We start from the raw sequence: 22,588 nt of genomic DNA, 5'->3' as shown, positions 1-22,588 counted from the left end.
TTTCCGCATCTCCAAGACGTTGTTTCCCATGCTGCCTCTCGTCGCCCTCGTCGGCCGCCCCAACGTGGGCAAATCGACGCTGTTCAATGCGCTCACGCGCAGCCGTGACGCGCTGGTCCACGACCAGCCGGGGGTGACCCGCGACCGCAACTACGGCATCTGCCGGCTGCTGCCGGAGCGGCCGCTGGTGATCGTCGATACCGGCGGCATCGCCGGCGAGGACGAAGGCCTGGCCGGCGCCACCGCGCGCCAGGCGCGGGCGGCGGCCGAAGAGGCCGACCTGGTTCTGTTCATCGTCGACGGGCGCGAAGGCGCTTCGGCGCTGGACGACGACATCCTGGTCTGGCTGCGCAAGGCGGCACGGCCGACCCTGCTGGTGATCAACAAGATCGATGGCGTGGACGAGGACGCGGCGATGGCCGAATTCGCCCGCTACGGCTTCGAGGACGTCATTACCGTTTCGGCCTCGCACCGGCAGGGCATCGACACCCTGCTCGATGAGGTGCTGGCGCGGGTGCCGGAAGAGGGCGCCGGCGAAGTACTGGACGATGATCCCGAGCGCGTGCGGATCGCCTTTGTCGGCCGCCCCAACGTCGGCAAGTCGACCCTGGTCAACCGCTTGCTGGGCGAGGAGCGGATGATCGCCTCCGAAGTGCCCGGCACTACCCGCGATTCGATCGCCGTGGACATGGAGCGCGACGGCCGCCTGTATCGCCTGATCGACACCGCCGGCCTGCGCCGCAAGTCGCGGGTCGACGAAGTGGTCGAGAAGTTCTCGGTGGTCAAGACCCTGCAGGCGATCGAGCAATGCCAGATCGCGGTGCTGATGCTGGATGCCAGCGAAGGCGTCACCGACCAGGACGCCACCGTGCTCGGCGCGATCCTCGACGCCGGGCGCGCCCTAGTGGTGGCGGTCAACAAGTGGGACGGGCTGAGCACCTACCAGCGCGAACAGGCCGAGGCGCTGCTGTCGCGCAAGCTCAGCTTCGTGGCCTGGGCCGAGGCGGTGCGGATCTCGGCCAAGCACGGCTCCGGCCTGCGCGAATTGTTCCGCGCGATTCACCGTGCGCACGATTCGGCCACCCGCGAGTGGGGCACCAGCGAACTGAACCGCGCACTGGAAACCGCCGTCGTCGCCAACCCGCCGCCCAGCATCCGTGGACACGTGTCCAAGCTGCGCTACGTGCATCCAGGCGGCACCAATCCGCCGACCTTCGTCGTCCACGGCACCCGCCTGAAGGTGTTGCCGGCCTCGTACACGCGCTATCTGGAGAACTTCTTCCGCAAGCGCTTCAAGCTGGTCGGCACCCCCGTACGCTTCCTGTTCCGCGAGGGCAGCAACCCTTACGAAGGCAAGCGCAATGAGCTCAGCGAACGGCAGCTGGCGAAGAAGCGGCGGCTGATCCGCCACGTCAAGAAGCGCAAGTAGGCGTTGCCGACGCCGTGGCGCGATAATCGCGGCATGGCGATCCGCGAAATTTCCCCGCAACAGGCGCGACTGCGACAGGCGCAGGGCGCGGTGCTGGTCGACGTGCGCGAGGACCACGAGCGCGCCGGCGGCCAGGCCGAAGGCGCACTGGGCGTTCCGCGCGCCGCCCTGGAAGCCGATCCGCGCCGCTGGCTGCCCGATCCGGGCGTCGAAGTCCTGCTGCTCTGCCAGGTCGGTGCGCGCTCGCTGGCGGCGGCGCAAGCCTTGCAGCGCGCCGGATATGCCGAGCTGGCTTCGGTCAGCGGCGGCATGACGGCGTGGACCGCGGCCGGACTGCCGACGGTCGTGCCGCAACTGGAGGCCGACCTGCGCGATTTCGGCGAACGTTATTCGCGCCACTTGCTGCTGCCGGAGATCGGCGTCGAGGGCCAGCGCCGGCTGGAACGTTCGCGCGTGCTGCTGGTCGGTGCCGGCGGGCTGGGGTCGCCGGCCGCCTACTACCTGGCCGCGGCCGGGGTGGGACATCTGCGCATCGCCGACGACGACCGGATCGAACGCAGCAACCTGCAGCGGCAGATCCTGCATGCCGAGGATCGCATCGGCCGGCCGAAGGCGGCGTCGGCGGCGGCCACGCTGACGGCGCTGAACCCGCGCATCGAGGTCGAGCCGGTGACCGAACGGGTCACCTCGATCAACATCGACTGGCTGCTGGACGGCGTCGACGTGGTGATCGACGGCGCCGACAATTTCCCGGTCCGCTATCTGCTCAACGATGCCTGCATCCGTCACCGCCTGCCGTTGGTGTATGGCGCGGTGGAACGCTTCCGCGGCCAGCTCGGCGTGTTCGATGCGGGCCGACATCGCGGCCGGGCGCCGTGTTACCGCTGCCTGTATCCGCAGCCGCCGGCACCGGAATTCGCCCCCAACTGCGCCGAGGCCGGGGTGCTGGGCGTGTTGCCGGGGGTGATCGGCCTGCTGCAGGCGACCGAGGCGTTGAAACTATTGTTGGAGATCGGCGAGCCGCTGGTCGGACGGCTGTTGAGTTTCGATGCGCTGGGCATGCGATTCCGCGAGACGTTGCTGCGGCCGGACCCGGAATGCCTGTCCTGCGCGCCGGGCCGCGAACTGGCGGGTTACATCGACTACGAACGCTTCTGCGCCGCCGACTGAGCGCCGCGTCGTCTACAGCCCGCGCCGCGCAAGTTCCTTCAGCCGCTGCATGCTGTCGGCCGAAGGCGGGCCGAGCACGCCGCGTCGGTCCGGCGGCAGGTGCGTGCCGGGATCCTCGCCGAACACGTAATGCCCGAATACGGCCTGCCAGGCCTTGCGTTCGCTCTCCGGCAGGCCGGAGAACGCCAGCAGTGCGTGCATCAGCGCGGACAGCCCGGGTTGCGCCGGCTCGCCGGCGACCACCGGGGTGCTCCACCAGTAGTTGACCAGCGCATTCAGCTGTTCCAGCGACTCGACGTGGTGCCACCAGACCGGCGGGATGTAGATCGCATCGCCGGGCCCCAGCACGGCGCTCTGGCCGGCCTCCAGCGCCTCGCGCAGTCGCGGGAAGCGCTGGAAATCCGGTCGGTCCAGCCGCGCCACGGTGATCGCCGCGGCCGTCGGCGCGAAATCCGGCGGGCCGATGTACAGGTTGCCGATCTGCTCCGGCGGGAACAGGGTGAAGCGCCGCTGGCCGCACAGCGCGACGGCGATGTTGTGGCTGCTGTCGAAATGCGCCGGCGTGGTCACCCGGTTGCCGATCCAGATCCGCGGCGTCGTCGCGGCCGGCAGCCGCAGCGGCAGGGAATGGGTGTGCAGCATGCCGGGCAGGCAGGTGGCAATCGGGGCGCTTTGCAGGGCGATACCGGGAGGGTGTGCGTTCCGGCTGCAGGCGGCCAATCGCTGCAAGGCCTCGGTGACCGAAACCCGGAAGTGGCGATAGCTGAACCCGGACAGGTCGTCGTTGTAGCCGACGATGCCTTCGGCTTCCGGTGGCAGGCGCAGGGTATCCACCGGCTCGCCGCTGTCCAGCCCAGCCAGCGCTTGTGCGAAGCGCGAATCGTCCTGCCGCGCCAGCTGCACTAGCGGCCAGTCGGCGCACAGCCCGCGCAGCACGCAGGGTCGGGCGCCGGCGAGCAGGGTGTCGAGATCGGCCGGCAGCGCGTCGGCAGGGAATTCTTCGATCGGGGTCACCACCGTCATTCCTGAAGATGCAGGCGCGACGATGCTAGCAAACGCCGGAGGCGGGTCCGAGGCTTGCGGCTGTGCTATTCCAAGTGCGGGGCCAGCAGGTCGTCCAGCCATTCGACGAACGCTTGCAGCGCACGCGACAACCGCCGCGACGGCGGGTACAGCACGCTGACCGGCAGGCTGGGGGCGTGCAGCCCCGGCAGCACGATCTCGACCAACCGGCCCAGCGCCAGCAACTCGGCGACGTCGTAGCGCGGCACCTGGATCATGCCCAGGCCGGCCTCGCAGCAGGCGATGTAGGCCTCGGCATTGCCGACCGAGACGCTGCCGCGCAGGTCGAGCGACAGCAACTGGCCGCTGTCGTCCTGGTATTCCCAGTTCTCGTGCTTGCCGGCCGCGATTCGGCCGAAGTGCACCACCGGCAGCCGCGCCAAAGTGGGCGGGTCGGTCGGCATGCCGTGGCGCTCGATCAGGGCCGGGCTGGCAAAGGTGCCGACCGCGAACCGGCCGAGCGGCCGCGCCACCAGCCCCGACACGTTCAGCTCGCCGACGCGCAGCACGCAATCGATGCCTTCCTCGACCAGGTTGCTGAGGCGGTCGGTGCTGCCGAGTTCCAGCGAAATGTCCGGGTAGCGGGCCAGAAAGCCGGGCAGGGCCGGTGCGATCAGGGTGCGGGCGATCCGCGCCGGCACTTCCACCCGCAACTGCCCGGAAGGCAGGCGGTCGCGCCGGAACAGGCCGCGCACGTCCTCGGCATCGCCGAGCAACTGGGCGGCGCGCTCGTACAGCACTTCGCCTTCGCTGCTCAGGCGGACCTTGCGTGTGGTGCGCTGGAACAGCGGGACGCCGAGGTGCTGCTCCAGCCGTTGCACGGCGGCCGAGACCGACGAGGTCGCCATGCCCAGCGCATCGGCGGCACGGCTGAAGCTGCCGGCTTCGGCGACCCGGCTGAAGATGCCCAGCGACTGCAACAGATCCATGATTATTCGACCGTATCGAATTCAATTTCAGATTCTGGCTTATTTATCCGAAAACATCGAGCGAAGAAACTGCGGGCACTCCCTTCGCTACGACACAAGGAAAGCCCGATGAGCGCAAACCATTCCCTGCAAGACAAGGTCGTCCTGATCGCCGGCGGCGCCAAGAACCTGGGCGGACTAATTTCCCGCGACCTGGCCGCGTCCGGTGCGGCGGCGGTCGTGGTCCACTACAACAGCGACGCCACCCGGGCTGCCGCCGAGGAGACGGTGGCTGCCGTGCAGGCGACCGGGGCCAAGGCGCTGGCGGTGCAGGGCGACCTGACCCAACCGGCCCAGGTCGCCGCGCTGTTCGAGCGGGCGCTACAGGCGTTCGGCAAGATCGACATTGCCATCAACACCGCCGGCATCGTGATCAAGAAGCCGATCGCCGAGGTGACCGAGAAGGATTTCGACGACAGCTTCGCGATCAACGCCAAGGCCGCGTTCTTCTTCATCCAGGAAGCCGGCCGTACTCTGGCCGAGCGTGGCAGCATCGTCACCATCGTCAGCTCGCTGCTGGCCGCGTACACGCCGTTCTATGCCGTGTATCCGGGCAGCAAGGCCGCGGTCGAGCATTTCACCCGCGCCGCGTCGAAGGAATTCGGCGAGCGCGGCATCTCGGTCAACGCCATTGGTCCCGGCCCGATGGACACGCCGTTCTTCTACGGGCAGGAAAAGCCCGACGCGGTGGCCTATCACAAGTCCGCCGCGGCGCTGAGCAAATACAGCAAGACCGGCCTGACCGATATCGAGGACATCGCGCCGATCATCAAGTTCCTGGTCACCGACGGCTGGTGGATCACCGGGCAGACGATTTTCGCCAACGGTGGCTACACTACCCGCTGAACCGGAGGCGACCCGCATGCGCACCTTGATCCTGATCCTGATCGGCCTGGCCGTCGCGGCCGTGTCGATGTGGCTGGGCGGCCCCGGCCGCCGGCGCTGGGCGTTCGCCGGCTTCGCGGTGGCGTGGTTGCTGGTAGTCGGCTGGAATCTGCGGACCGGCTTGTCGCACGGCTATTCGCTGGCCGAGGAAGCGCCGATCCAGACCCTGATCTACCTGCTGCCGGTAGCGTTGGCGGCGCTGCTGGCGTGGAAGCTGCCCGGAAAATGATCGCGAGGAAAAGCACCTGATGTCGTCCGCTCCCCATCCGCTGTTGCGTGTGCGCGACGGCCACGAAGCCAAGGTCAGCTACGCCGAACTGCTCTTCGACCTGGTCTATGTTTTCGCCGTCACCCAGGTTTCGCACTTCCTGCTCGGCCACCTGAGCTGGGCCGGCATCGGTCAGGCGATGCTGCTGTGGTTCGCGGTCTGGCTTGGCTGGCAGTACACGGTCTGGGTCACCAACTGGTTCGATCCGGAAACCCGGCCGATCCGCCTGCTGCTGTTCGGCATCATGCTGCTGGCCCTGCTGATGGCGGCGGCGCTGCCGGAAGCCTTCGGCGAGCGCGGCCTGTTGTTCGCCGGCAGTTATGCGGCGATCCAGGTCGGGCGGGCGCTGTTCATCCGCCTCAGCCTGCGCGGCCAGCCGCTGGCGGCCAACTACACGCGCATCCTCGGCTGGGCCTGCATCAGCGCGGCGTTCTGGCTGGCCGGCGGTTTCAGCGAGGGCGGCTGGCGCATCGGCCTGTGGTCGGTGGCGGTGTTGTGCGAATACGTCTCGCCGATGTTGGGTTTCCCGTTGCCGGGGCTGGGGCGCTCGGACAGCAAGCGCGACTGGACCATCGAAGGCGGCCACTTGGTCGAGCGCTGCGGTCTGTTCATGATCGTCGCGCTGGGCGAATCGATCCTGGTCACCGGCGCCACCCTGGCCCACGAGCACCATTGGGACTCGGCCATCGTCGGCGCCTTCCTGATTTCCTTCGTCGGCAGCCTGGCGATGTGGTGGATCTACTTCAACGTCGCGGTCAAAGACGCCACTCGGGTGATCGTTGCCGCCGAGGATCCCGGCCGCTACGGCGCGTATTACCACTACGTGCACGTGATCATCCTGGCCGGGGTGATCGTGGCGGCGGTCGCCAACGACCTGGTCATCGCCCATCCGCGCGGGCATCTGGAACCGATCCAGGCTGGTGTGCTGCTGGGTGGCGCGGCCCTGTTCCTGCTCGGTAACGGACTGTACAAGCGCGCGGTCTACGGTCGCTTCCCGTTGTCGCATCTGGCCGGTTTCGCCGGCCTGCTGGCGCTGCTGCCGGTCGCCCTGCATGCGCAGCCGTTGCTGGCGCACGCGCTGGTGCTGGTGGTGCTGTTGGCCGTGGCGATATGGGAAACCCGGTCGCGGCCCCGTACGGCCATTGCCGATGCGCATTCGCCGGTAGCCTGACGGCCCGTTTCAGCGCTTGGAGTCAACGGCCTCGTGCATGGACACCGACGGTGGCCCGCTCTCGAGAAAGCGGCGCAGCGATTGCCAATAGCCCGGCTCGGTGGAAATGTCGTCATGGCCGGCGTCGGCGAACGCGACGACTTCCGCAGTGCCGGGGAAGGATCGTAGCAGTCGGTCGGTATGCTCCGGCGGCACCACGTTGTCACGGCCAGCGCGCAATACCAGCAGTTCGCCGCGATGCTTCGGCAGGTAGTGGATCGACTCGAAATGGTCGCGCAGCAGCAGGCGCACCGGGAACGCCGGATAGTGCGCGGCGGCCACGCGAGCCAGACTGTCGAAGGGAGTTACCAGAACCAGCCTCGGTACGGGCCTGTGCGCCGCAAGCTGGACGGCTACGCCGCTGCCGAGGCTGCGGCCGATCACATCGACGCGGCCAGCCGGATGGCGCCGCCGCACTTCGTCATGGACCGCCAATGCGTCCGCGATCAGCGAGGCCTCGTCCGGGACGCCATCGCTGGCGCCGTATCCACGGTAGGCGAACAGGTAGACCGTATGCCCGGGCAAGGTTTCGGCGAGCTGCTCGCGGTTGCCCTGCACCGACTCCGCGTTGCCGCCGAAATAGATCGCCGCATCCTGCTGTCCCGGATTCACGACCCAGCCGCGCAATACGATGCCACCGGGTCGCTGCAGGGCGATGTCGGTGGTATCGGCAGGCATCCGCGTGTATTGCGGGAAATAGATCAGGCTGCGCTGCTGCCAGAACAGCAGGGTGCATGTGCCCGCATACAGCAGCAGGCCCAGGGCAAGCGCGACAAGCAGCAATTTCGCAGGTCTGGACATGGTCGAATCGGTGGGTCTGATCCGGAGACAGGCCACACTGACGCATCCCGGGGCTCGCGCGCAAGCAGGCGAATCGGGGACAATAGGTGCCCGGTTTTCCGCATACGTTCCCCATGACCGCCCGTATCCTCGATGGCCGCAGCATCGCCGAGAACCTGCTGGACGAACTGAAGGTCCGCATCGACGCCCGGCTGGCGAACGGATTGCCGCGCCCGGGGCTGGCGGTGGTCCTAGTCGGTGGCGACCCGGCATCGGCGGTGTACGTGCGCAACAAGCGCCGCGCGGCCGAGAAGGTCGGTATCGAGGCCCACGACTTCGACCTGCCCGCAGGCACCGGCGAGGCCGAACTGCTGGCGTTGATCGACCGCCTGAACGCCGATCCGGACATCCACGGTATCCTGATCCAGCTGCCGCTGCCGGGCATTCCCGACGCCAGCCGGCTGATCGAGCGGATCGATCCGCGCAAGGACGTGGACGGCTTCCATCCAGCCAACGTCGGCCACCTGGCCCTGCGCCAGTTCGGCCTGCGCCCGTGTACCCCACGCGGCATCACCACGTTGCTTGGCTATACCGACCGGCCGGTGCGCGGCCGCAGCGCCACGATCGTGGGGGTGTCCAACCATGTCGGCCGGCCGATGGCGCTGGAACTGCTGATCGCCGGTTGCACGGTGACCAGCTGCCACAAGTTCACCCCGCGCGAGGCCTTGCAGCGGCACGTCGGCGAAGCCGACATCCTGGTGGTGGCCGCCGGCCGGCCGGGACTGATTCCGGGCGAATGGGTCAAGCCGGGCGCGGTCGTCATCGACGTGGGCATCAACCGCCTGGACGACGGCCGCCTGGTCGGCGACGTCGGTTTCGACGCCGCCGCACAGCGCGCCAGCTGGATCACTCCGGTGCCCGGTGGGGTGGGGCCGATGACGGTGGCCACCCTGATGCAGAATACCCTGGAAGCGGCCGAAGCCGGCGGCTGATCCGATATCGACGCAAGCGCTGGAGGGGCAAAAACGGTAGAATGCCGTGCTTCCCCAACTCCCCGGGACCGCCGATGCTGCGCATCCAGGCTGAAGCACTGACCTACGACGACGTTTCCCTCGTCCCTGCCCATTCCATCGTCCTGCCCAAGGACGTTTCGCTCTCCACCCGCCTGACCCGAAGCCTGCGCCTGAACCTGCCGATCGTCTCGGCGGCGATGGACACGGTGACCGAAGCGCGGCTGGCGATCGCCATGGCCCAGCTCGGCGGCATCGGCATCGTCCACAAGAACCTGAGCGTCGAGCAGCAGGCCGCGGAAGTGGCCAAGGTCAAGAAGTTCGAGGCCGGCGTCATCAAGGACCCGTTCACGGTGGGACCGGAAACCACCATCGGCGAGGTGCTGCAACTGACCCGCGCGCGCAACATCTCCGGGGTGCCGGTCGTGGACGGGGACGGGCAACTGGTCGGCATCGTCACCAGCCGCGACATGCGTTTCGAAAAGAAGCTGGACGACCCGGTCCGCCACATCATGACCAAGAAGGATCGTCTGGTCACGGTGAAGCAGGGCGCCAGCGACGAGGAAGTGCTGGACCTGCTGCACAAGAATCGCATCGAGAAGGTGCTGGTGGTCAACGACGAGTTCGCACTGCGCGGCCTGATCACGGTCAAGGACATCCAGAAGAAGACCGACAATCCCAACGCCGCCAAGGACGCTTCCAGCCAGTTGGTGGTCGGCGCCGCGGTCGGCGTCGGCGGCGACACCGAGCAACGCATCAATGCGCTGGTTGCCGCGGGTGTGGACGTGGTGATCGTCGATACCGCGCACGGCCATTCGCAAGGCGTGATCGACCGCGTAGCCTGGGCCAAGAAGACCTATCCCGAATTGCAGGTGATCGGCGGCAACATCGTCACCGGCGACGCTGCGCTGGCGCTGATGGACGCCGGTGCCGATGCGGTCAAGGTTGGCGTCGGCCCCGGTTCGATCTGCACCACGCGCATGGTGGCCGGCGTCGGCGTGCCGCAGGTCACCGCAGTGTCGATGGTGGCCGAGGCGTTGCAGGACCGCATTCCGCTGATCGCCGACGGCGGCATCCGCTACTCGGGCGATATCGGCAAGGCGATCGTGGCCGGTGCCTCCACGGTGATGATCGGCGGCCTGTTCGCCGGCACCGAGGAAGCGCCGGGCGAGGTCGAACTGTTCCAGGGCCGCAGCTACAAGAGCTATCGAGGCATGGGCAGCCTGGGCGCGATGGAGAAGGGCTCCAAGGATCGCTATTTCCAGGACGCCAGCGACGCCGACAAGCTGGTGCCGGAGGGCATCGAGGGCCGGGTACCATATCGTGGCCCGGTCGGCGGCATCATCCACCAGATGATCGGGGGGCTGCGCGCGACCATGGGCTACGTGGGCTGCGCGACCATCGACGAGATGCAGAAGAAGCCGCAATTCGTGACCATCACCGGCGCTGGCCAGCGCGAGAGCCACGTCCACGACGTGCAGATCACCAAAGAGCCGCCGAATTACCGGATGGGGTGACGGCGGAAAGGGGAAGTGAGCAAAGAGGAGTGAGGAGTGAGGAGTGAGAAATGGTTCCAGCACTTCGTTTCCTCCATCAGTTGCCGCTTCTTTGCTCACTTCTCACTCCTCTCCACTCACTCCTTGCACCATGACCAACATCCACAGCGACAAGATCCTCATCCTCGACTTCGGCGCGCAGTACACGCAGCTGATCGCGCGTCGCATTCGCGAGATCGGCGTCTATTGCGAAATCTGGGCCTGGGACCACGATCCGGCTGAAATCGCCGGGTTCGGAGCCAAGGGCATCATCCTGTCCGGCGGGCCGGAATCGACCACCCAGGCCGGTGCGCCGGCCGCACCGCCGCAGGTGTTCGACAGCGGCCTGCCGATCCTGGGCATCTGCTACGGCATGCAGACCCTGGCGGCGCAGCTGGGCGGCGCCACCGAAGCGGCGGACCAGCGCGAATTCGGCCATGCCGAGGTCGAGATCGTCCAGGCCGATGCGCTGTTCGCCGGCCTGTCCGATCATGACGGCGCGCCGCGCATCGACGTGTGGATGAGCCACGGCGACCACGTATCGCAGGCGCCGCCCGGTTTCACCGTTACCGCCGTCACCGAACGCATCCCGGTCGCGGCGATGAGCGACGAGTCCAGGAAGTGGTACGGCTTGCAGTTCCACCCGGAAGTCACCCACACGAAGCAGGGTCAGGAACTGCTTCGCCGCTTCGTCGTCGATGCCTGCGGTTGCGCCACGCTGTGGACGCCGGCCAACATCATCGAAGACCAGATCGCACGCGTGCGCGGGCAGGTCGGCAGCGACGAAGTCATCCTCGGTCTGTCCGGCGGCGTGGATTCCTCGGTGGTCGCCGCGCTGCTGCACAAGGCCATCGGCGAGCAGCTGACCTGCGTGTTCGTCGATACCGGACTGCTGCGCTGGCAGGAAGGCGATCAGGTGATGGCGACCATGGCAGAGCACATGGGCGTCAAGGTGATCCGGGTCAACGCCGCCGACCGCTACTTCACGGCGCTGGAAGGCGTGGCCGACCCGGAAGCCAAGCGCAAGATCATCGGCAACCTGTTCGTCGAGATCTTCGACGAAGAGTCCAACAAGCTGTCCAACGCCAAGTGGCTGGCGCAGGGCACCATCTATCCGGACGTGATCGAATCGGCCGGCAGCAAGACCGGCAAGGCACATGTCATCAAGAGCCACCACAATGTCGGTGGCTTGCCCGAGGACATGAAGCTGGAGTTGGTCGAACCGCTGCGCGAGCTGTTCAAGGACGAGGTTCGCCGGCTGGGCGTGGAACTGGGCCTACCGCGCGAGATGGTCTACCGGCACCCGTTTCCCGGCCCGGGTCTGGGCGTGCGCATCCTCGGCGAGGTCAAGCGCGAATATGCCGAACTGCTGGCCCGCGCCGACGCCATCTACATCGAGGAACTGCGCAAGGCCGACCTGTACGACACCACCAGCCAGGCCTTCGCCGTGTTCCTGCCGGTCAAGTCGGTCGGCGTGGTCGGCGATGCCCGTGCCTACGAATGGGTGATTGCCCTGCGCGCGGTGGAAACCATCGACTTCATGACCGCACACTGGGCACACTTGCCCTACGACTTCCTCGGCACCGTCAGCAACCGCATCATCAACGAAATTCGCGGCGTCTCCCGCGTGGTCTACGACATCAGCGGCAAGCCGCCGGCTACGATCGAGTGGGAATGAATCGCCACTGAGCGCTGCTCGTTTTCACCCAGGCCCTTGTACGAAAGGGCACCTCCGATGCGCAGGGTGCTTGCCTATGATCTGGCTGTCGCCAGCCTGGCGGTGCAATCCAGAGAGGGCGCATGACCTCGTATCGGGAACTCCGTTATCCGGCCGCATCCGGCGGGCTGACCCTGTATGCGCGTGATTACGGTCCGGCCGATGCCCGGCTGGCGGTACTGTGCATGCACGGATTCAGCCGCAACAGTGCCGATTTCGACCGGTTGGCGCCGCGACTGGCCGAGAGATACAGGGTCGTGTGTCCGGACCAGCGTGGCCGCGGCCGTTCCGATCATGATCCCGAGCCAGCCCGATATACCCCGGCAACATATGTACAGGACATGGCTGTCCTGATGGCCCGGCTGGGCTTGTCCCGGGCGGTGATGCTGGGGACATCAATGGGCGGGGTGATGGCGATGGTGATGGGCGCGACCGCGCCGCAAAGCGTGGCCGGCTTGATCCTCAACGACGTCGGGCCCGAAGTGGACCCCGCTGGCCTGCAACGCATTCGCGCCCATATCGGCACGCAACCCTCGCCACGAACCTGGGAGGAAGCCGTGGCGCAGGCGCGTCAGGCCAATGCCGTGGTATTTCCGGATTACGATGACGGAGACTGGCAGGCATTCACGCGCAGGCTCTTTCTCGAAGACGAGCAGGGCAGGCCGGTGTCTGCCTACGACCCGGCCATCGCCAATGCCTTCGCCGACGCCGATGCTGCCCCTGCTCCGGATCTGTGGCCGCTATGGGACGCGCTGCGGCCTCTCCCCGCATTGGCAATCCGCGGAGAAACTTCCGACATCCTGTCGGTGCCGACGCTAGCCCGCATGGTCGAGCGCCACCCCGGCCTGCTGACAGTCACCGTGCCGGGCAGGGGGCATGCGCCGATGCTGGACGAACCCGTCGCCTACGAGGCCATCGAGCGATTCCTGCTGGAGCGGGAGGAAAGCGCATGAATGCGGTGATGGTGGGTTGGGGGCACACCCCGTTCGGCCGTTTCGACGAACTTTCGCTGGAAGACCTGATCGTTTCCGCCGCCCGTGAAGCGATCATGGACGCCGGCCTGCAGGCATCGGACATCGACGCGGTCTGGCTGGGTCACTACGGTGCCGGACTGGTAGCCGACGGGTTCTGCGCCTCGCTGACACTGGCGGCCGATCCGGCGCTGCGCTTCAAGCCTGCGACCCGCTGCGAGAATGCCTGCGCATCCGGCGCTGCGGCCCTGTATGCGGCGATGGACGCCATCGCCGCCGGCCGCGTGCGACGTGCATTGGTGGTCGGCGCCGAAAAGATGTCCGGCATTCCCGGCGAGGCGGTCACTCGCGCACTGGGCTCGGCCGCCTACCAGCGTGAGGAGGCCGGGTTCAGTTTTCCGCAGATATTCGCTCGTTACGCTCAGGCTTATGCAGCCCGATATGGCGACCCCGTCGAGGCGATGGCCCATATCGCGGTCAAGAACCACCTGGCGGCGATGCGCAATCCGCTGGCACAGCTTCGCCGACCCTTGGACCTGGACTTCTGCCTGAGGTCTTCGGAACGCAATCCGATGATTGCGGAGCCCTTGAAGAAGACCGACTGCTCGCTGGTGTCCGACGGCGCCGCGGCCGTTGTCCTGACTCGTGCCGACCTGGCCGGCGAGCATAGTCGTGCCGTCGGATTTCGCGCCGCCGCCCAGATCAACGACCTGTTGCCACTGTCGGCCAAGGATCTGGCGGTCTTCGAAGGGCCGCGCCGTGCCTTCGCAGCGGCCTATGCGCAGTCTGGACTGTGCGTGGACGACATTTCCTTCGCCGAAGTGCACGACTGCTTCACCATCGCCGAACTGCTCAGTGTCGAGGCAATGGGGATGGCCGCACCGGGAGAGGGACGGCGAGCCGTCATCAATGGAGACACCGCCCGCGATGGCCGGCTGCCGATCAATCTGTCCGGCGGGCTGAAGGCCAAGGGTCATCCGGTTGGCGCCACCGGCGTGTCGATGCACGTCATCGCATCGCGCCAGTTGCTGGGCGAGGCCGGGGACATGCAACTGCCGCACGCCGATCTGGGCCTGTGCTTCAACATGGGGGGCGGCGCGGTCGCCAGTTATGTCTCCATTCTGGAAGCATTGCCATGAACCTTGCCCTGTGGCTGCAACGCGCGGCTCGGCACTGGCCGGATGCACCAGCGCTGATGCTGGGAGAACGGGTTCTGTTAGACTATGCCGGTTTTCAGGCGCAGGCCGTCGCCCTGGGGACGGCGCTGCAACGCCATTGCGGCATAACGGCTGGCGAGCGGGTGGCGCTGTTTCTGCCAAATTGCCCGCAATACCTGCCGATCCTGTATGGCACCTGGCATGCCGGCGGTGCCGTGGTGCCGGTGAATTTCAAGTTGCACGCGCGCGAAACGGCCTGGATCCTCGCCGATTGCGGCGCTCGCGTCGTCTTTACGGATGCCGCCCATGCACAGACGCTGCGTGATGCCTGCGCGGAAGCGGAGATCGCGCCGCGGATACTGTTGGCCGAGGAGATTGCCGGCATCGGGGACGAAGGCGACGTCCCGCTACCATTGCAGGAACGCGCCCACGACGACCTGGCCTGGCTGTTCTACACCTCGGGCACTACCGGCAAGCCGAAAGGGGTGATGATCTCGCACGGCAATCTGCAGGCCATGACTCTGAGCTATCTGGCCGATGTGGACGAGGTCAAGCATACCGATGCAGCCCTGTATGCCGCGCCGATGTCGCATGGCGCGGGCATCTACAACTTCATGCATGTGCTGCGCGGTGCCCGTCATGTGGTGCCACCCTCTGGTGGCTTCGATGCACGGGAGGTCCTCGAACTGGCTCCGCGGCTCGGTGACGTGCACATGTTCGCCGCACCCACGATGGTTGCCCACCTGACCGCGGAAGCGCGAGCCCTTGGCGGGCATGGCGAAGGCATTCGCACCATCGTCTACGGAGGCGGACCAATGTACCTGGCCGACATCGAGGAGGCATTGGCGACCATGGGCCCCCGGTTCGTGCAGATCTACGGTCAGGGAGAGTGCCCGATGGCGATCACCGCGCTGTCGCGTGACATCCTGGCCGCTCGCGACCATCCGCGCTGGTCCGCTCGTGCCGCATCCGTCGGTACTGCGCAATCCTGCGTGGAAGTCCGCATCGCCGACACGGATGGGCAACCGGTCGCGGCCGGCGAAAAGGGCGAAATCATGGTCCGCGGCATTCCTGTGATGGCCGGCTACTGGAACAATCCTGCTGCCACCGCCTCGGCGTTGCGTAATGGCTGGCTGGCCACCGGCGATGTCGGCGCGCTGGACGAGGATGGTTTCCTGACCCTGATGGATCGCTCCAAGGACGTGATCATCTCCGGTGGCAGCAACATTTATCCGCGCGAGGTCGAAGAGGCCCTGCTGCTGCATCCGCAGGTGCGCGCGGTATCGGTGATCGGCGCACCGAGCGTGGAGTGGGGCGAAGATGTGGTGGCTTTTGTCGAAGCCGGGCCGACGGCGCGCGATGCCGCCGAACTGGACCGGCATTGTCTTGAGCACATCGCCCGGTTCAAGCGGCCCAAACGCTACGTATTCGTCGATGAGCTTCCGAAGAACCATTACGGCAAGGTGCTGAAGACGGAACTGCGCAGGCTATTGATGACAGTGCAGGATTGAGAGGAGGTAAACCCCATGCAAGCAGCGACCCTGAGCGGCAGGACTGCATTGGTCACCGGCTCGGTGCAGGGCATCGGCCATGCCATTGCGCTGGCATTGGCCGGCGCGGGCGCGCGTGTAGCCGTGCATGGTCCGGCCGATGATGCGCAGGCCGCGCAAGCCGTGACCGACATGCGTGCAGCGGGTGCGGAGGACGCCAGGGCGTTCGTCTCCGACCTGCGCGACGCGGCCGCCATCGAAGCGATGATGGACGCGGTGGAAGGCTGGGGCGGGGCCGACATCGTGATCAACAACGCAGGCATGCAACGCACCTTGCGCTTCGCCGAAATCGATGCCGGCACCTGGAACGACATCCTGGCGGTCAATCTGTCCGCGCCTTTCCACATCATGCAGCGAGCACTTCCCGGCATGGCGGCCCGCGGTTATGGCCGGGTCATCAACATCGCCTCGGTACACGGCATCGTCGCTTCGGTCAGCAAGGCGCCGTACGTGTCTTCCAAATTCGGCCTGGTGGGGCTATCGCGCGTCGCGGCACTCGAATACGCCGATGCCGGATCGCGCGATGCCGGTGGCGTCACCGTCAACTGCATCTGCCCGGGCTGGACCGAAACGGCCATCATCGAACCGCAGATCCGGGAACGTGCCGCGCAGCATGCGGGTGATCGCGATGCCGCGATCGCTTCGCTGCTGGCCGAAAAGCAGCCCAGCCGACGCATGTCCCGGCCGGAAGAGATCGGCTCGCTGGCGCTGTGGCTGGCGCAGCCGATCGCGCACAACGTGACTGGCGCTGCGATCCCGGTCGATGGAGGCTGGACCGCGCAATAATCGCCTTCGAGGCACGCCCTATACTGGCAGCATGAGCGAGGATATCCGCTGGATGCAGCACGCGCTGGCGCTGGCCGTGCGTGCAGAGAGTGAAGACGACGAGATCCCGGTCGGTGCCGTCCTGGTCGGCCCGGACGGTGAACCGCTGGGCGAGGGCTGGAACCGCAACATCCGCCTGCACGATCCCAGCGCGCATGCCGAGATCGTCGCCTTGCGCGAGGCGGGCCGGGCCGTCGGCAACCATCGTCTGCCCGGTTGCACGCTGTACGTGACCCTGGAGCCCTGCGCGATGTGCGCCATGGCCATGATCCATGCGCGGATCGAGCGCCTGGTATATGCCGCCAGCGACCCCAAGACCGGTGCTGCCGGCAGTGTGTTCGACCTGCTGGCCGATCCGCGCCACAACCATCGCATCCGGGTCGAAGGCGGGCTGCTGGCCGAGCAGGCCGGAACCATGCTCAGCAACTATTTCCGCCGCAAGCGCGGCAAGTCTCCGCTGTAATGGTCAGTCGGCGCCCCGCCGGCGCCGGGCATAGCGGTGGGCATCGTCCATCTCGTCATTGACCGCGCGCACCGCCAGCGAGGCCTCACGTGCGAGCAGCAGACTGGCGGTCAGCATCGACAGCACGCCGAGCACCGCCAGGATGGTCGGCAGCGGGCCGAAACGGTGGTCGAACAGCGAATCGCCGGCGACCACCAGGCTGGTGCCGACGAAGCAGGTGATGGCCACGTACAGCATCTGGCTGGCGCGCAGGATGAACAGCGTGCGCCGGCGCTGGATGGCGATCCGCTGTTCCAGCAGGGCGCGCTGCTCGGCATCGACGTCGCCGGCCAGCTCCTTCAGCAGGCTGCGTGCGCGGTCGATGATCCGCGCCAGCCGGGCATTGGCCGAAGTCAGCAGCGCCGCGGTGGCGGTCAGGAAGAACGCCGGCGCCAGCATGGCGGTCAGGATGGCGTAGTGCGAGAGGGCGGCATTGGTCGGCATGGGCGGTGCCTGGCAGGCGATGGGTGGGGAAGGCGGCTGCGCTATGATGCTCGTTTTCGACCACCGGGCGCGAGCGTATGGCACAAATCGGGACGGCGAACGGCGGCGGCCGGCTGATCTGGATCGATCTGGAGATGACCGGCCTGGATACCACGGCGGACTCGATCATCGAGATCGCCACTGTGGTCACCGATTCGCAGTTGAACGTGCTGGCCGAAGGTCCGGAATTCGCCATCGCCCATCCGCTGGCGGTGCTGGAGGCGATGGATAGCTGGAACCAGAACCAGCACCAGCGCTCGGGGCTGTGGCAGCGAGTGCTGGACAGCCAGGTCGGAATGGCCGAGGCCGAGGCGCGGACCGTGGCCTTCCTGGCCGAATGGTTGCCGGCCAACGCTTCGCCGATGTGCGGCAATTCGATCTGCCAGGACCGGCGCTTCCTGCACCGCTTGATGCCGCGGCTGGAGAAGTACTTCCATTACCGCAATCTCGACGTCAGCACGCTGAAGGAACTGGCCCGGCGTTGGGCGCCGAAGGTGCTGGAAGGTGTCAGCAAGCAGTCCGCGCATACCGCGCTGAGCGACGTGCACGACTCGATCGACGAGCTTCGCCACTATCGCCGTTTCATGGGCGAACTGGCCGGGAGCTGAGGCCGCCGGCTATTCCGGGTCGGTCGACGGTTGGTGCTGGCTGGAATCCAGCGAGATGCCTTCGTTCGCCGTCGTCTCCGCCACACTCCCGGTTGCGGTTGCGGTTGCGGTTGTGGGTGCGCGATGGTGGTACATGTGCACGTCGCGCTGCGGGAACGGGATACCGATACCGGCGGCGTCGAAGGCCAGCTTGATCCGCTCGGTCAGCTCGCACTTGGTGACGAAATAATCGTCGTTGCCGACGTGGCAGCGGATGCCGAGGTTGACGCTGTTGTCGGCCAGTTCGTAGACCAGCACGTCGGCGGCCGGATCGGCCAGCACGCGCGGGTCGGACTGCATGATTTTCAGCGCTTCCGCACGCGCCACTTCGATGCTGGCGTCGTAGCTGATGCCGACGACCAATTCGATCCGGCGACGGGAATCCGGCGTCAGGTTGATGATCGAATCGGCGGTGATCAGGCTGTTGGGCAGAACGATGGTCTGGTTGTCGGCGCCGCGCAACCGGGTCTGGAACATGCTGACCGTCTCGACCTTGCCGGTTTCGCCGGCGATGGTGACGATGTCGCCGACCCGGAACGGCTTCAGGGAAACCAGCATCAGGCCGGAAGCGACGTTCGAAAGCGAATCCTTCATCGCCAGGCCGACGGCGAGGCCGGCAGCGCCCAGCACCGCGATCAGCGAGTTCGCCTGCACGCCGAAAGCCACTTGCAGGATACCCAGGATCAGCACCACCAGCAGGGCGACATAAATCGTGCGGCTGATGAATTGCCGGGAAGCCTCCTCCATTTCGGCGCGGGCCATCGCCTTCAGCGCCAGTCCGACCACCCAGCGGGCGAGGCGGTTGCCGACATACAGGACCAGCAGCGCCAGCAAGATGCGCAGGCCTATCGACAGCGCCAGATCGATCCAGCCCTTTTCCTGTGCAAGATGCCACCAGTCAGCCATTCGATCCTCCATAGGTGAGGGATTCCAGTCTCCGGAAACAGGAAGCCCCGCGAGGAGCGGGGCTTCCGATGCCGGAAATCAGTCTAGCAATTGCGGCATGAACAAATTCGATCAGGCCGCCTTCGATTTCGCCAGTCGCAGCCAGGTATCGACCACCGTGTCCGGGTTCAGCGATACCGACTCGATGCCTTCCTGCATCAGCCATTCGGCCAGGTCGGGGTGATCCGAAGGCCCCTGGCCGCAGATGCCGACGTACTTGCCCTTGGCGCGCGCGGTCTGGATGGCCAGCGACAGCAGCTTCTTGACCGCCGGATTCCGCTCGTCGAACAGGTGGGCGACGATGCTGGAATCGCGGTCCAGACCCAGAGTCAGCTGGGTCAGGTCGTTGGAACCGATCGAGAAGCCGTCGAAGATGTCGAGGAACTCGTCGGCCAGCAGCGCGTTCGACGGCACTTCGCACATCATGATGATCTTCAGCCCGTCCTGGCCCTGTTTCAGGCCGTTCTTCTCCAGTACCTCGACGACCTTGCGGCCTTCCTCCAGCGTGCGCACGAACGGGATCATTACCCACAGGTTGTCCAGACCCATCTCGCCGCGCACCTTGCGCACGGCCCGGCACTCCAGCGCGAAGGCTTCGGCGAAGGATGGGTCGACGTAGCGGCTGGCGCCGCGGAAACCCAGCATCGGGTTTTCCTCGTGCGGCTCGTAGTTCGGCCCGCCGATCAGGTTGGCGTATTCGTTGGACTTGAAGTCCGACAGCCGCACGATCACCGGGTTCGGCGCCACCGAGGCGGTCAGGGTGGCGATGCCTTCGGCCAGGCGGTTGACGTAGAAATCGACCGGGCTGCCGTAGCCGGCGATCCTGGCGTCGATCTTCTTCTTGGTTTCCGCGTCCTGGCGATCGTATTCCAGCAGCGCGTTGGGATGCACGCCGATGTGCGCGGCGATGATCATCTCCAGCCGCGCCAGGCCGATGCCGGCGTTCGGCAGCTGGCCGAAATCGAAGGCGCGCTCCGGGTTGGCCACGTTCATCATGATCTTCAGCGGCGCCGGCGGCATGTTGCCCAGGTCGGTGGTGGTGACTTCGAAGGGCAGGGTGCCGGCGTAGATGTAGCCGGTATCGCCTTCGGCGCAACTGACCGTCACCGCGTTGCCGTCCTCGATGCAGTCCAGCGCATTGCCGGTGCCGACCACCGCCGGCACGCCCAGTTCGCGGGCGATGATCGCGGCGTGGCAGGTGCGGCCCCCGCGATTGGTGACGATGGCGCTGGCGCGCTTCATCACCGGTTCCCAGTCGGGGTCGGTCATGTCGGCGACCAGCACGTCGCCGGGCTGCACGCGCTGCATGTCGTCCAGCGAGCGCACCACGCGGGCGGTGCCGGCGCCGATCTTCTGGCCGATCGCGCGGCCTTCGCAGACCACATCGCCACGCTGGCGCAGCGCATAGCGCTCGATCTGGGTGGCGCGGGCACGCGACTTGACCGTTTCCGGGCGCGCCTGGACGACGAACAACTTGCCGCTGACCCCGTCCTTGGCCCATTCGATGTCCATCGGCCGGCCGTAATGTTTTTCGATCACCAGCGCCTGCTTGGCCAGTTCCTGCACGTCGTCGTCGCTGATGGCGAACCTGCCGCGCGATTCGACCGGAGTGTCCTCGACCCGCACCCGCTCGCCCGGCACGTCCGAATACACCATCCGCACCGCCTTGCTGCCCAGTGTGCGGCGCAGGATCGCCGGTTTGCCGGCCTGCAGGGTGGGCTTGTAGACGTAGAACTCGTCCGGGTTGACCGCCCCCTGGACCACCATCTCGCCCAGGCCCAGGCTGGCGGTGACGAACACCACGTCGCGGAAGCCGGATTCGGTGTCCAGGGTGAACAGCACGCCCGAAGCGCCAACGTCCGAACGCACCATCAGCTGCACGCCGGCCGACAGGAACACGTCCTCGTGCTTGAAGCCGTGGTGCACGCGGTAGGCGATAGCGCGGTCGTTGTACAGGCTGGCGAAGACTTCCTTGACCTTGCGCACCACATCGTCGGCGCCGGTCACGTTGAGGAAGGTCTCCTGCTGGCCGGCGAACGAGGCGTCCGGCAGGTCCTCGGCGGTGGCCGAGGAGCGCACCGCCACCGCTACCTCACCGCCGTTTTCGGCGCACAGTTTGGCGTAGGCGTCGCGGATGTCCTTGTCCAGATCCGGCTGCAGCGGGGCGTCGATGACCCAGCCGCGGATCTCGCCGCCGGCCGCGGTCAGCGCCGGCACGTCCTCGACATCCAGCGTGGCCAGACGGTCGAAGATGCGCTGATGCAGGTCGTTGTGCGCAATGAAGGCCTTGAAGGCCTCGGCAGTGGTTGCATAGCCCCCGGGAACCGAAACCCCCAGCCCGGCCAGGTGGCCGATCATTTCGCCGAGCGAGGAATTCTTGCCGCCGACCCGGGCCAGATCGGCCAGGCGCAGTTCGTGCAGCCACAGGATGTTCTGGTTCAAGCCAAGCTCCAAAGGCCTTCAGCGCCGCAAAGCCGGCGATCGGGGCCGCGTCCGTGGGGAAGGGCGCTATGATGCAGCGCATACCAATTGCAGACAAGCTTGTCTTGCCCGGCTTTTTCGTGTTGATCCCGAGGTAGTTTCCGCATGTCCAGCATCCGTCCGGTGTTCTACGTCTCCGATGGCACCGGTATCACCGTTGAAACCATCGGCCACAGCATGCTTACCCAGTTCACGGGATTCAGCTTCGTTACCGGCCGTATCGCCTTCGTGGACAGCCCCGCCGCGGCCGAAGAGGCGGTCCGCCGCATCCGCGAGGCCGGCGAGCAGCACCAGGCCCGGCCGATCGTGTTCCACTCCATCGTCGACCCGGTCATCGCCGCCACCGTCGCCGACAGCGGTGCACTGACCCTGGACGTGTTCGCCCCGTTCATCGGGCCGATGGAGAACGAATTGGGGGCACCGCGGCATTCGCGGGTCGGCCAGGCCCACGGCATGGTCAATTTCGATACCTACCATCGTCGTATCAACGCGATGAACTTCGCCCTGAGCCACGACGACGGCATCGCGGTCAATTACGACGAGGCCGACCTGATCCTGGTCGCGGTGTCGCGCGCCGGCAAGACGCCGACCTGCGTGTACCTGGCGCTGCATTACGGCATCCGCGCGGCTAACTACCCGCTGACCGACGAGGACCTGGAAACCGACCGTCTGCCGCCGCGCCTGCGGCCATACCGGCGCAAGCTGTTCGGCCTGACCATCGATCCGGAACGGCTGCACCAGATCCGCCAGGAGCGGCGTCCGAATTCCCGCTACGCGCAGCTCGACACCTGCCGGCGCGAAGTCGCCGTGGCCGAAGCGATGTTCAAGGCCGAGCGCATTCCGACCCTGAGCACGACGCATACCTCGATCGAGGAAATCGCCAGCAAGGTGATGACCACGCTCGGCCTGCAGCGCGAGATGTATTGAGAGGGGAGCGGGCGGGCGAAGGGTCGATCGACCCTGCCGAGATCATCCAAGGTAGGCAATCGAAGC

21 protein-coding genes are annotated in these 22,588 nt (G+C 66.6%); 15 read left to right on the top strand and 6 right to left on the bottom strand.

From position 1 onward, the window contains the following. Positions 1–28: 28 nt before the first annotated feature. Complete coding sequence (der, locus tag CSC70_RS08950; RefSeq protein ID WP_162456335.1) at positions 29–1,429, top strand: ribosome biogenesis GTPase Der; 1,401 nt, start codon at positions 29–31, stop codon at positions 1,427–1,429. Between the two features lie 33 nt (positions 1,430–1,462). Then, a complete protein-coding gene (gene moeB, locus CSC70_RS08945; RefSeq protein ID WP_162456334.1) occupies positions 1,463–2,599 on the top strand; it encodes a molybdopterin-synthase adenylyltransferase MoeB in 1,137 nt (378 codons plus the stop codon). A 12-nt stretch (positions 2,600–2,611) separates the two neighbouring features. Here the strand turns inward: moeB and CSC70_RS08940 are convergent, their stop codons facing one another. After that, positions 2,612–3,622: a cupin-like domain-containing protein gene (locus tag CSC70_RS08940; protein ID WP_162456333.1), complete on the bottom strand. Its 1,011-nt coding sequence runs from the start codon at positions 3,620–3,622 to the stop codon at positions 2,612–2,614. Positions 3,623–3,687: 65 nt separating this feature from the next. Continuing rightward, complete coding sequence (locus CSC70_RS08935; RefSeq protein WP_162456332.1) at positions 3,688–4,590, bottom strand: LysR family transcriptional regulator; 903 nt, start codon at positions 4,588–4,590, stop codon at positions 3,688–3,690. Between the two features lie 108 nt (positions 4,591–4,698). Here CSC70_RS08935 and CSC70_RS08930 point away from each other — a divergent pair, with 108 nt between their 5' ends. From CSC70_RS08930 to CSC70_RS08920, 3 genes are read left to right on the top strand one after another with little or no spacing between them, the layout of a single operon-like run. Beyond that, positions 4,699–5,475 carry an SDR family oxidoreductase gene (locus tag CSC70_RS08930; protein ID WP_162456331.1) on the top strand — a complete coding sequence of 259 codons (777 nt, stop codon included), beginning with the start codon at positions 4,699–4,701 and terminating at the stop codon, positions 5,473–5,475. Positions 5,476–5,491: 16 nt separating this feature from the next. Next, a complete protein-coding gene (locus CSC70_RS08925; protein ID WP_162456330.1) occupies positions 5,492–5,743 on the top strand; it encodes a hypothetical protein in 252 nt (83 codons plus the stop codon). Positions 5,744–5,762: 19 nt separating this feature from the next. Further along, positions 5,763–6,953, top strand: a complete 1,191-nt coding sequence (locus CSC70_RS08920; RefSeq protein ID WP_162456329.1) for a low temperature requirement protein A — start codon at positions 5,763–5,765, stop codon at positions 6,951–6,953. 9 nt (positions 6,954–6,962) lie between these two features. Here CSC70_RS08920 and CSC70_RS08915 read toward each other — a convergent pair whose 3' ends face one another. Continuing rightward, positions 6,963–7,793: an alpha/beta hydrolase gene (locus tag CSC70_RS08915; protein WP_162456328.1), complete on the bottom strand. Its 831-nt coding sequence runs from the start codon at positions 7,791–7,793 to the stop codon at positions 6,963–6,965. Between the two features lie 113 nt (positions 7,794–7,906). On the opposite strand from CSC70_RS08915, the gene folD reads away from it, so the two are divergent. From folD to tadA, 8 genes are all read left to right on the top strand, one after another. Then, positions 7,907–8,764, top strand: coding sequence for a bifunctional methylenetetrahydrofolate dehydrogenase/methenyltetrahydrofolate cyclohydrolase FolD (gene folD, locus CSC70_RS08910; protein ID WP_162456327.1), 858 nt, complete (start codon positions 7,907–7,909; stop codon positions 8,762–8,764). A gap of 74 nt (positions 8,765–8,838) precedes the next feature. Continuing rightward, entirely contained in the window at positions 8,839–10,299 is a 1,461-nt protein-coding gene (gene guaB / locus CSC70_RS08905; RefSeq protein ID WP_162456326.1) for an IMP dehydrogenase, read from the top strand. Positions 10,300–10,429: 130 nt separating this feature from the next. Beyond that, positions 10,430–11,995, top strand: coding sequence for a glutamine-hydrolyzing GMP synthase (gene guaA, locus CSC70_RS08900; RefSeq protein WP_162456325.1), 1,566 nt, complete (start codon positions 10,430–10,432; stop codon positions 11,993–11,995). Between the two features lie 122 nt (positions 11,996–12,117). Continuing rightward, the gene (locus tag CSC70_RS08895) at positions 12,118–12,987 is read left to right on the top strand and encodes an alpha/beta fold hydrolase (protein WP_162456324.1); all 870 of its coding nucleotides are present in this window, start codon (positions 12,118–12,120) and stop codon (positions 12,985–12,987) included. Further along, the gene (locus CSC70_RS08890) at positions 12,984–14,144 is read left to right on the top strand and encodes a thiolase domain-containing protein (RefSeq protein ID WP_162456323.1); all 1,161 of its coding nucleotides are present in this window, start codon (positions 12,984–12,986) and stop codon (positions 14,142–14,144) included. Before CSC70_RS08895 ends, CSC70_RS08890 begins: the two co-directional genes overlap by 4 nt. Then, the gene (locus tag CSC70_RS08885) at positions 14,141–15,673 is read left to right on the top strand and encodes a class I adenylate-forming enzyme family protein (protein WP_162456322.1); all 1,533 of its coding nucleotides are present in this window, start codon (positions 14,141–14,143) and stop codon (positions 15,671–15,673) included. The genes CSC70_RS08890 and CSC70_RS08885 overlap by 4 nt, the downstream gene beginning before the upstream one ends. Positions 15,674–15,688: 15 nt before the next feature. After that, positions 15,689–16,498: an SDR family NAD(P)-dependent oxidoreductase gene (locus CSC70_RS08880; RefSeq protein WP_162456321.1), complete on the top strand. Its 810-nt coding sequence runs from the start codon at positions 15,689–15,691 to the stop codon at positions 16,496–16,498. A 31-nt stretch (positions 16,499–16,529) separates the two neighbouring features. Beyond that, entirely contained in the window at positions 16,530–17,000 is a 471-nt protein-coding gene (gene tadA / locus CSC70_RS08875) for a tRNA adenosine(34) deaminase TadA (protein WP_246189379.1), read from the top strand. A gap of 3 nt (positions 17,001–17,003) precedes the next feature. Here the strand turns inward: tadA and CSC70_RS08870 are convergent, their stop codons facing one another. Beyond that, positions 17,004–17,483, bottom strand: coding sequence for a DUF2721 domain-containing protein (locus CSC70_RS08870; RefSeq protein WP_162456319.1), 480 nt, complete (start codon positions 17,481–17,483; stop codon positions 17,004–17,006). 77 nt (positions 17,484–17,560) lie between these two features. Here CSC70_RS08870 and orn point away from each other — a divergent pair, with 77 nt between their 5' ends. Next, positions 17,561–18,130: an oligoribonuclease gene (gene orn, locus CSC70_RS08865; RefSeq protein WP_162456318.1), complete on the top strand. Its 570-nt coding sequence runs from the start codon at positions 17,561–17,563 to the stop codon at positions 18,128–18,130. A 9-nt stretch (positions 18,131–18,139) separates the two neighbouring features. Here the strand turns inward: orn and CSC70_RS08860 are convergent, their stop codons facing one another. Both CSC70_RS08860 and ppsA read right to left on the bottom strand, forming a co-directional pair. Then, positions 18,140–19,075, bottom strand: a complete 936-nt coding sequence (locus tag CSC70_RS08860) for a mechanosensitive ion channel family protein (protein WP_162456317.1) — start codon at positions 19,073–19,075, stop codon at positions 18,140–18,142. 111 nt (positions 19,076–19,186) lie between these two features. After that, positions 19,187–21,556 (bottom strand): phosphoenolpyruvate synthase, encoded by a 2,370-nt coding sequence (ppsA, locus tag CSC70_RS08855; RefSeq protein ID WP_162456316.1) that lies wholly within the window; start codon positions 21,554–21,556, stop codon positions 19,187–19,189. Between the two features lie 144 nt (positions 21,557–21,700). On the opposite strand from ppsA, the gene ppsR reads away from it, so the two are divergent. Beyond that, positions 21,701–22,522: a posphoenolpyruvate synthetase regulatory kinase/phosphorylase PpsR gene (gene ppsR / locus CSC70_RS08850; protein ID WP_162456315.1), complete on the top strand. Its 822-nt coding sequence runs from the start codon at positions 21,701–21,703 to the stop codon at positions 22,520–22,522. Positions 22,523–22,588: the final 66 nt, after the last annotated feature.

The organism is Pseudoxanthomonas kalamensis DSM 18571 (assembly GCF_010211745.1).
Lineage (GTDB): Bacteria > Pseudomonadota > Gammaproteobacteria > Xanthomonadales > Xanthomonadaceae > Pseudoxanthomonas_A > Pseudoxanthomonas_A kalamensis.
The sequence above is the reverse complement of the archived record's forward strand: the minus strand, read 5'-3'. Positions and strand labels throughout refer to the sequence as shown.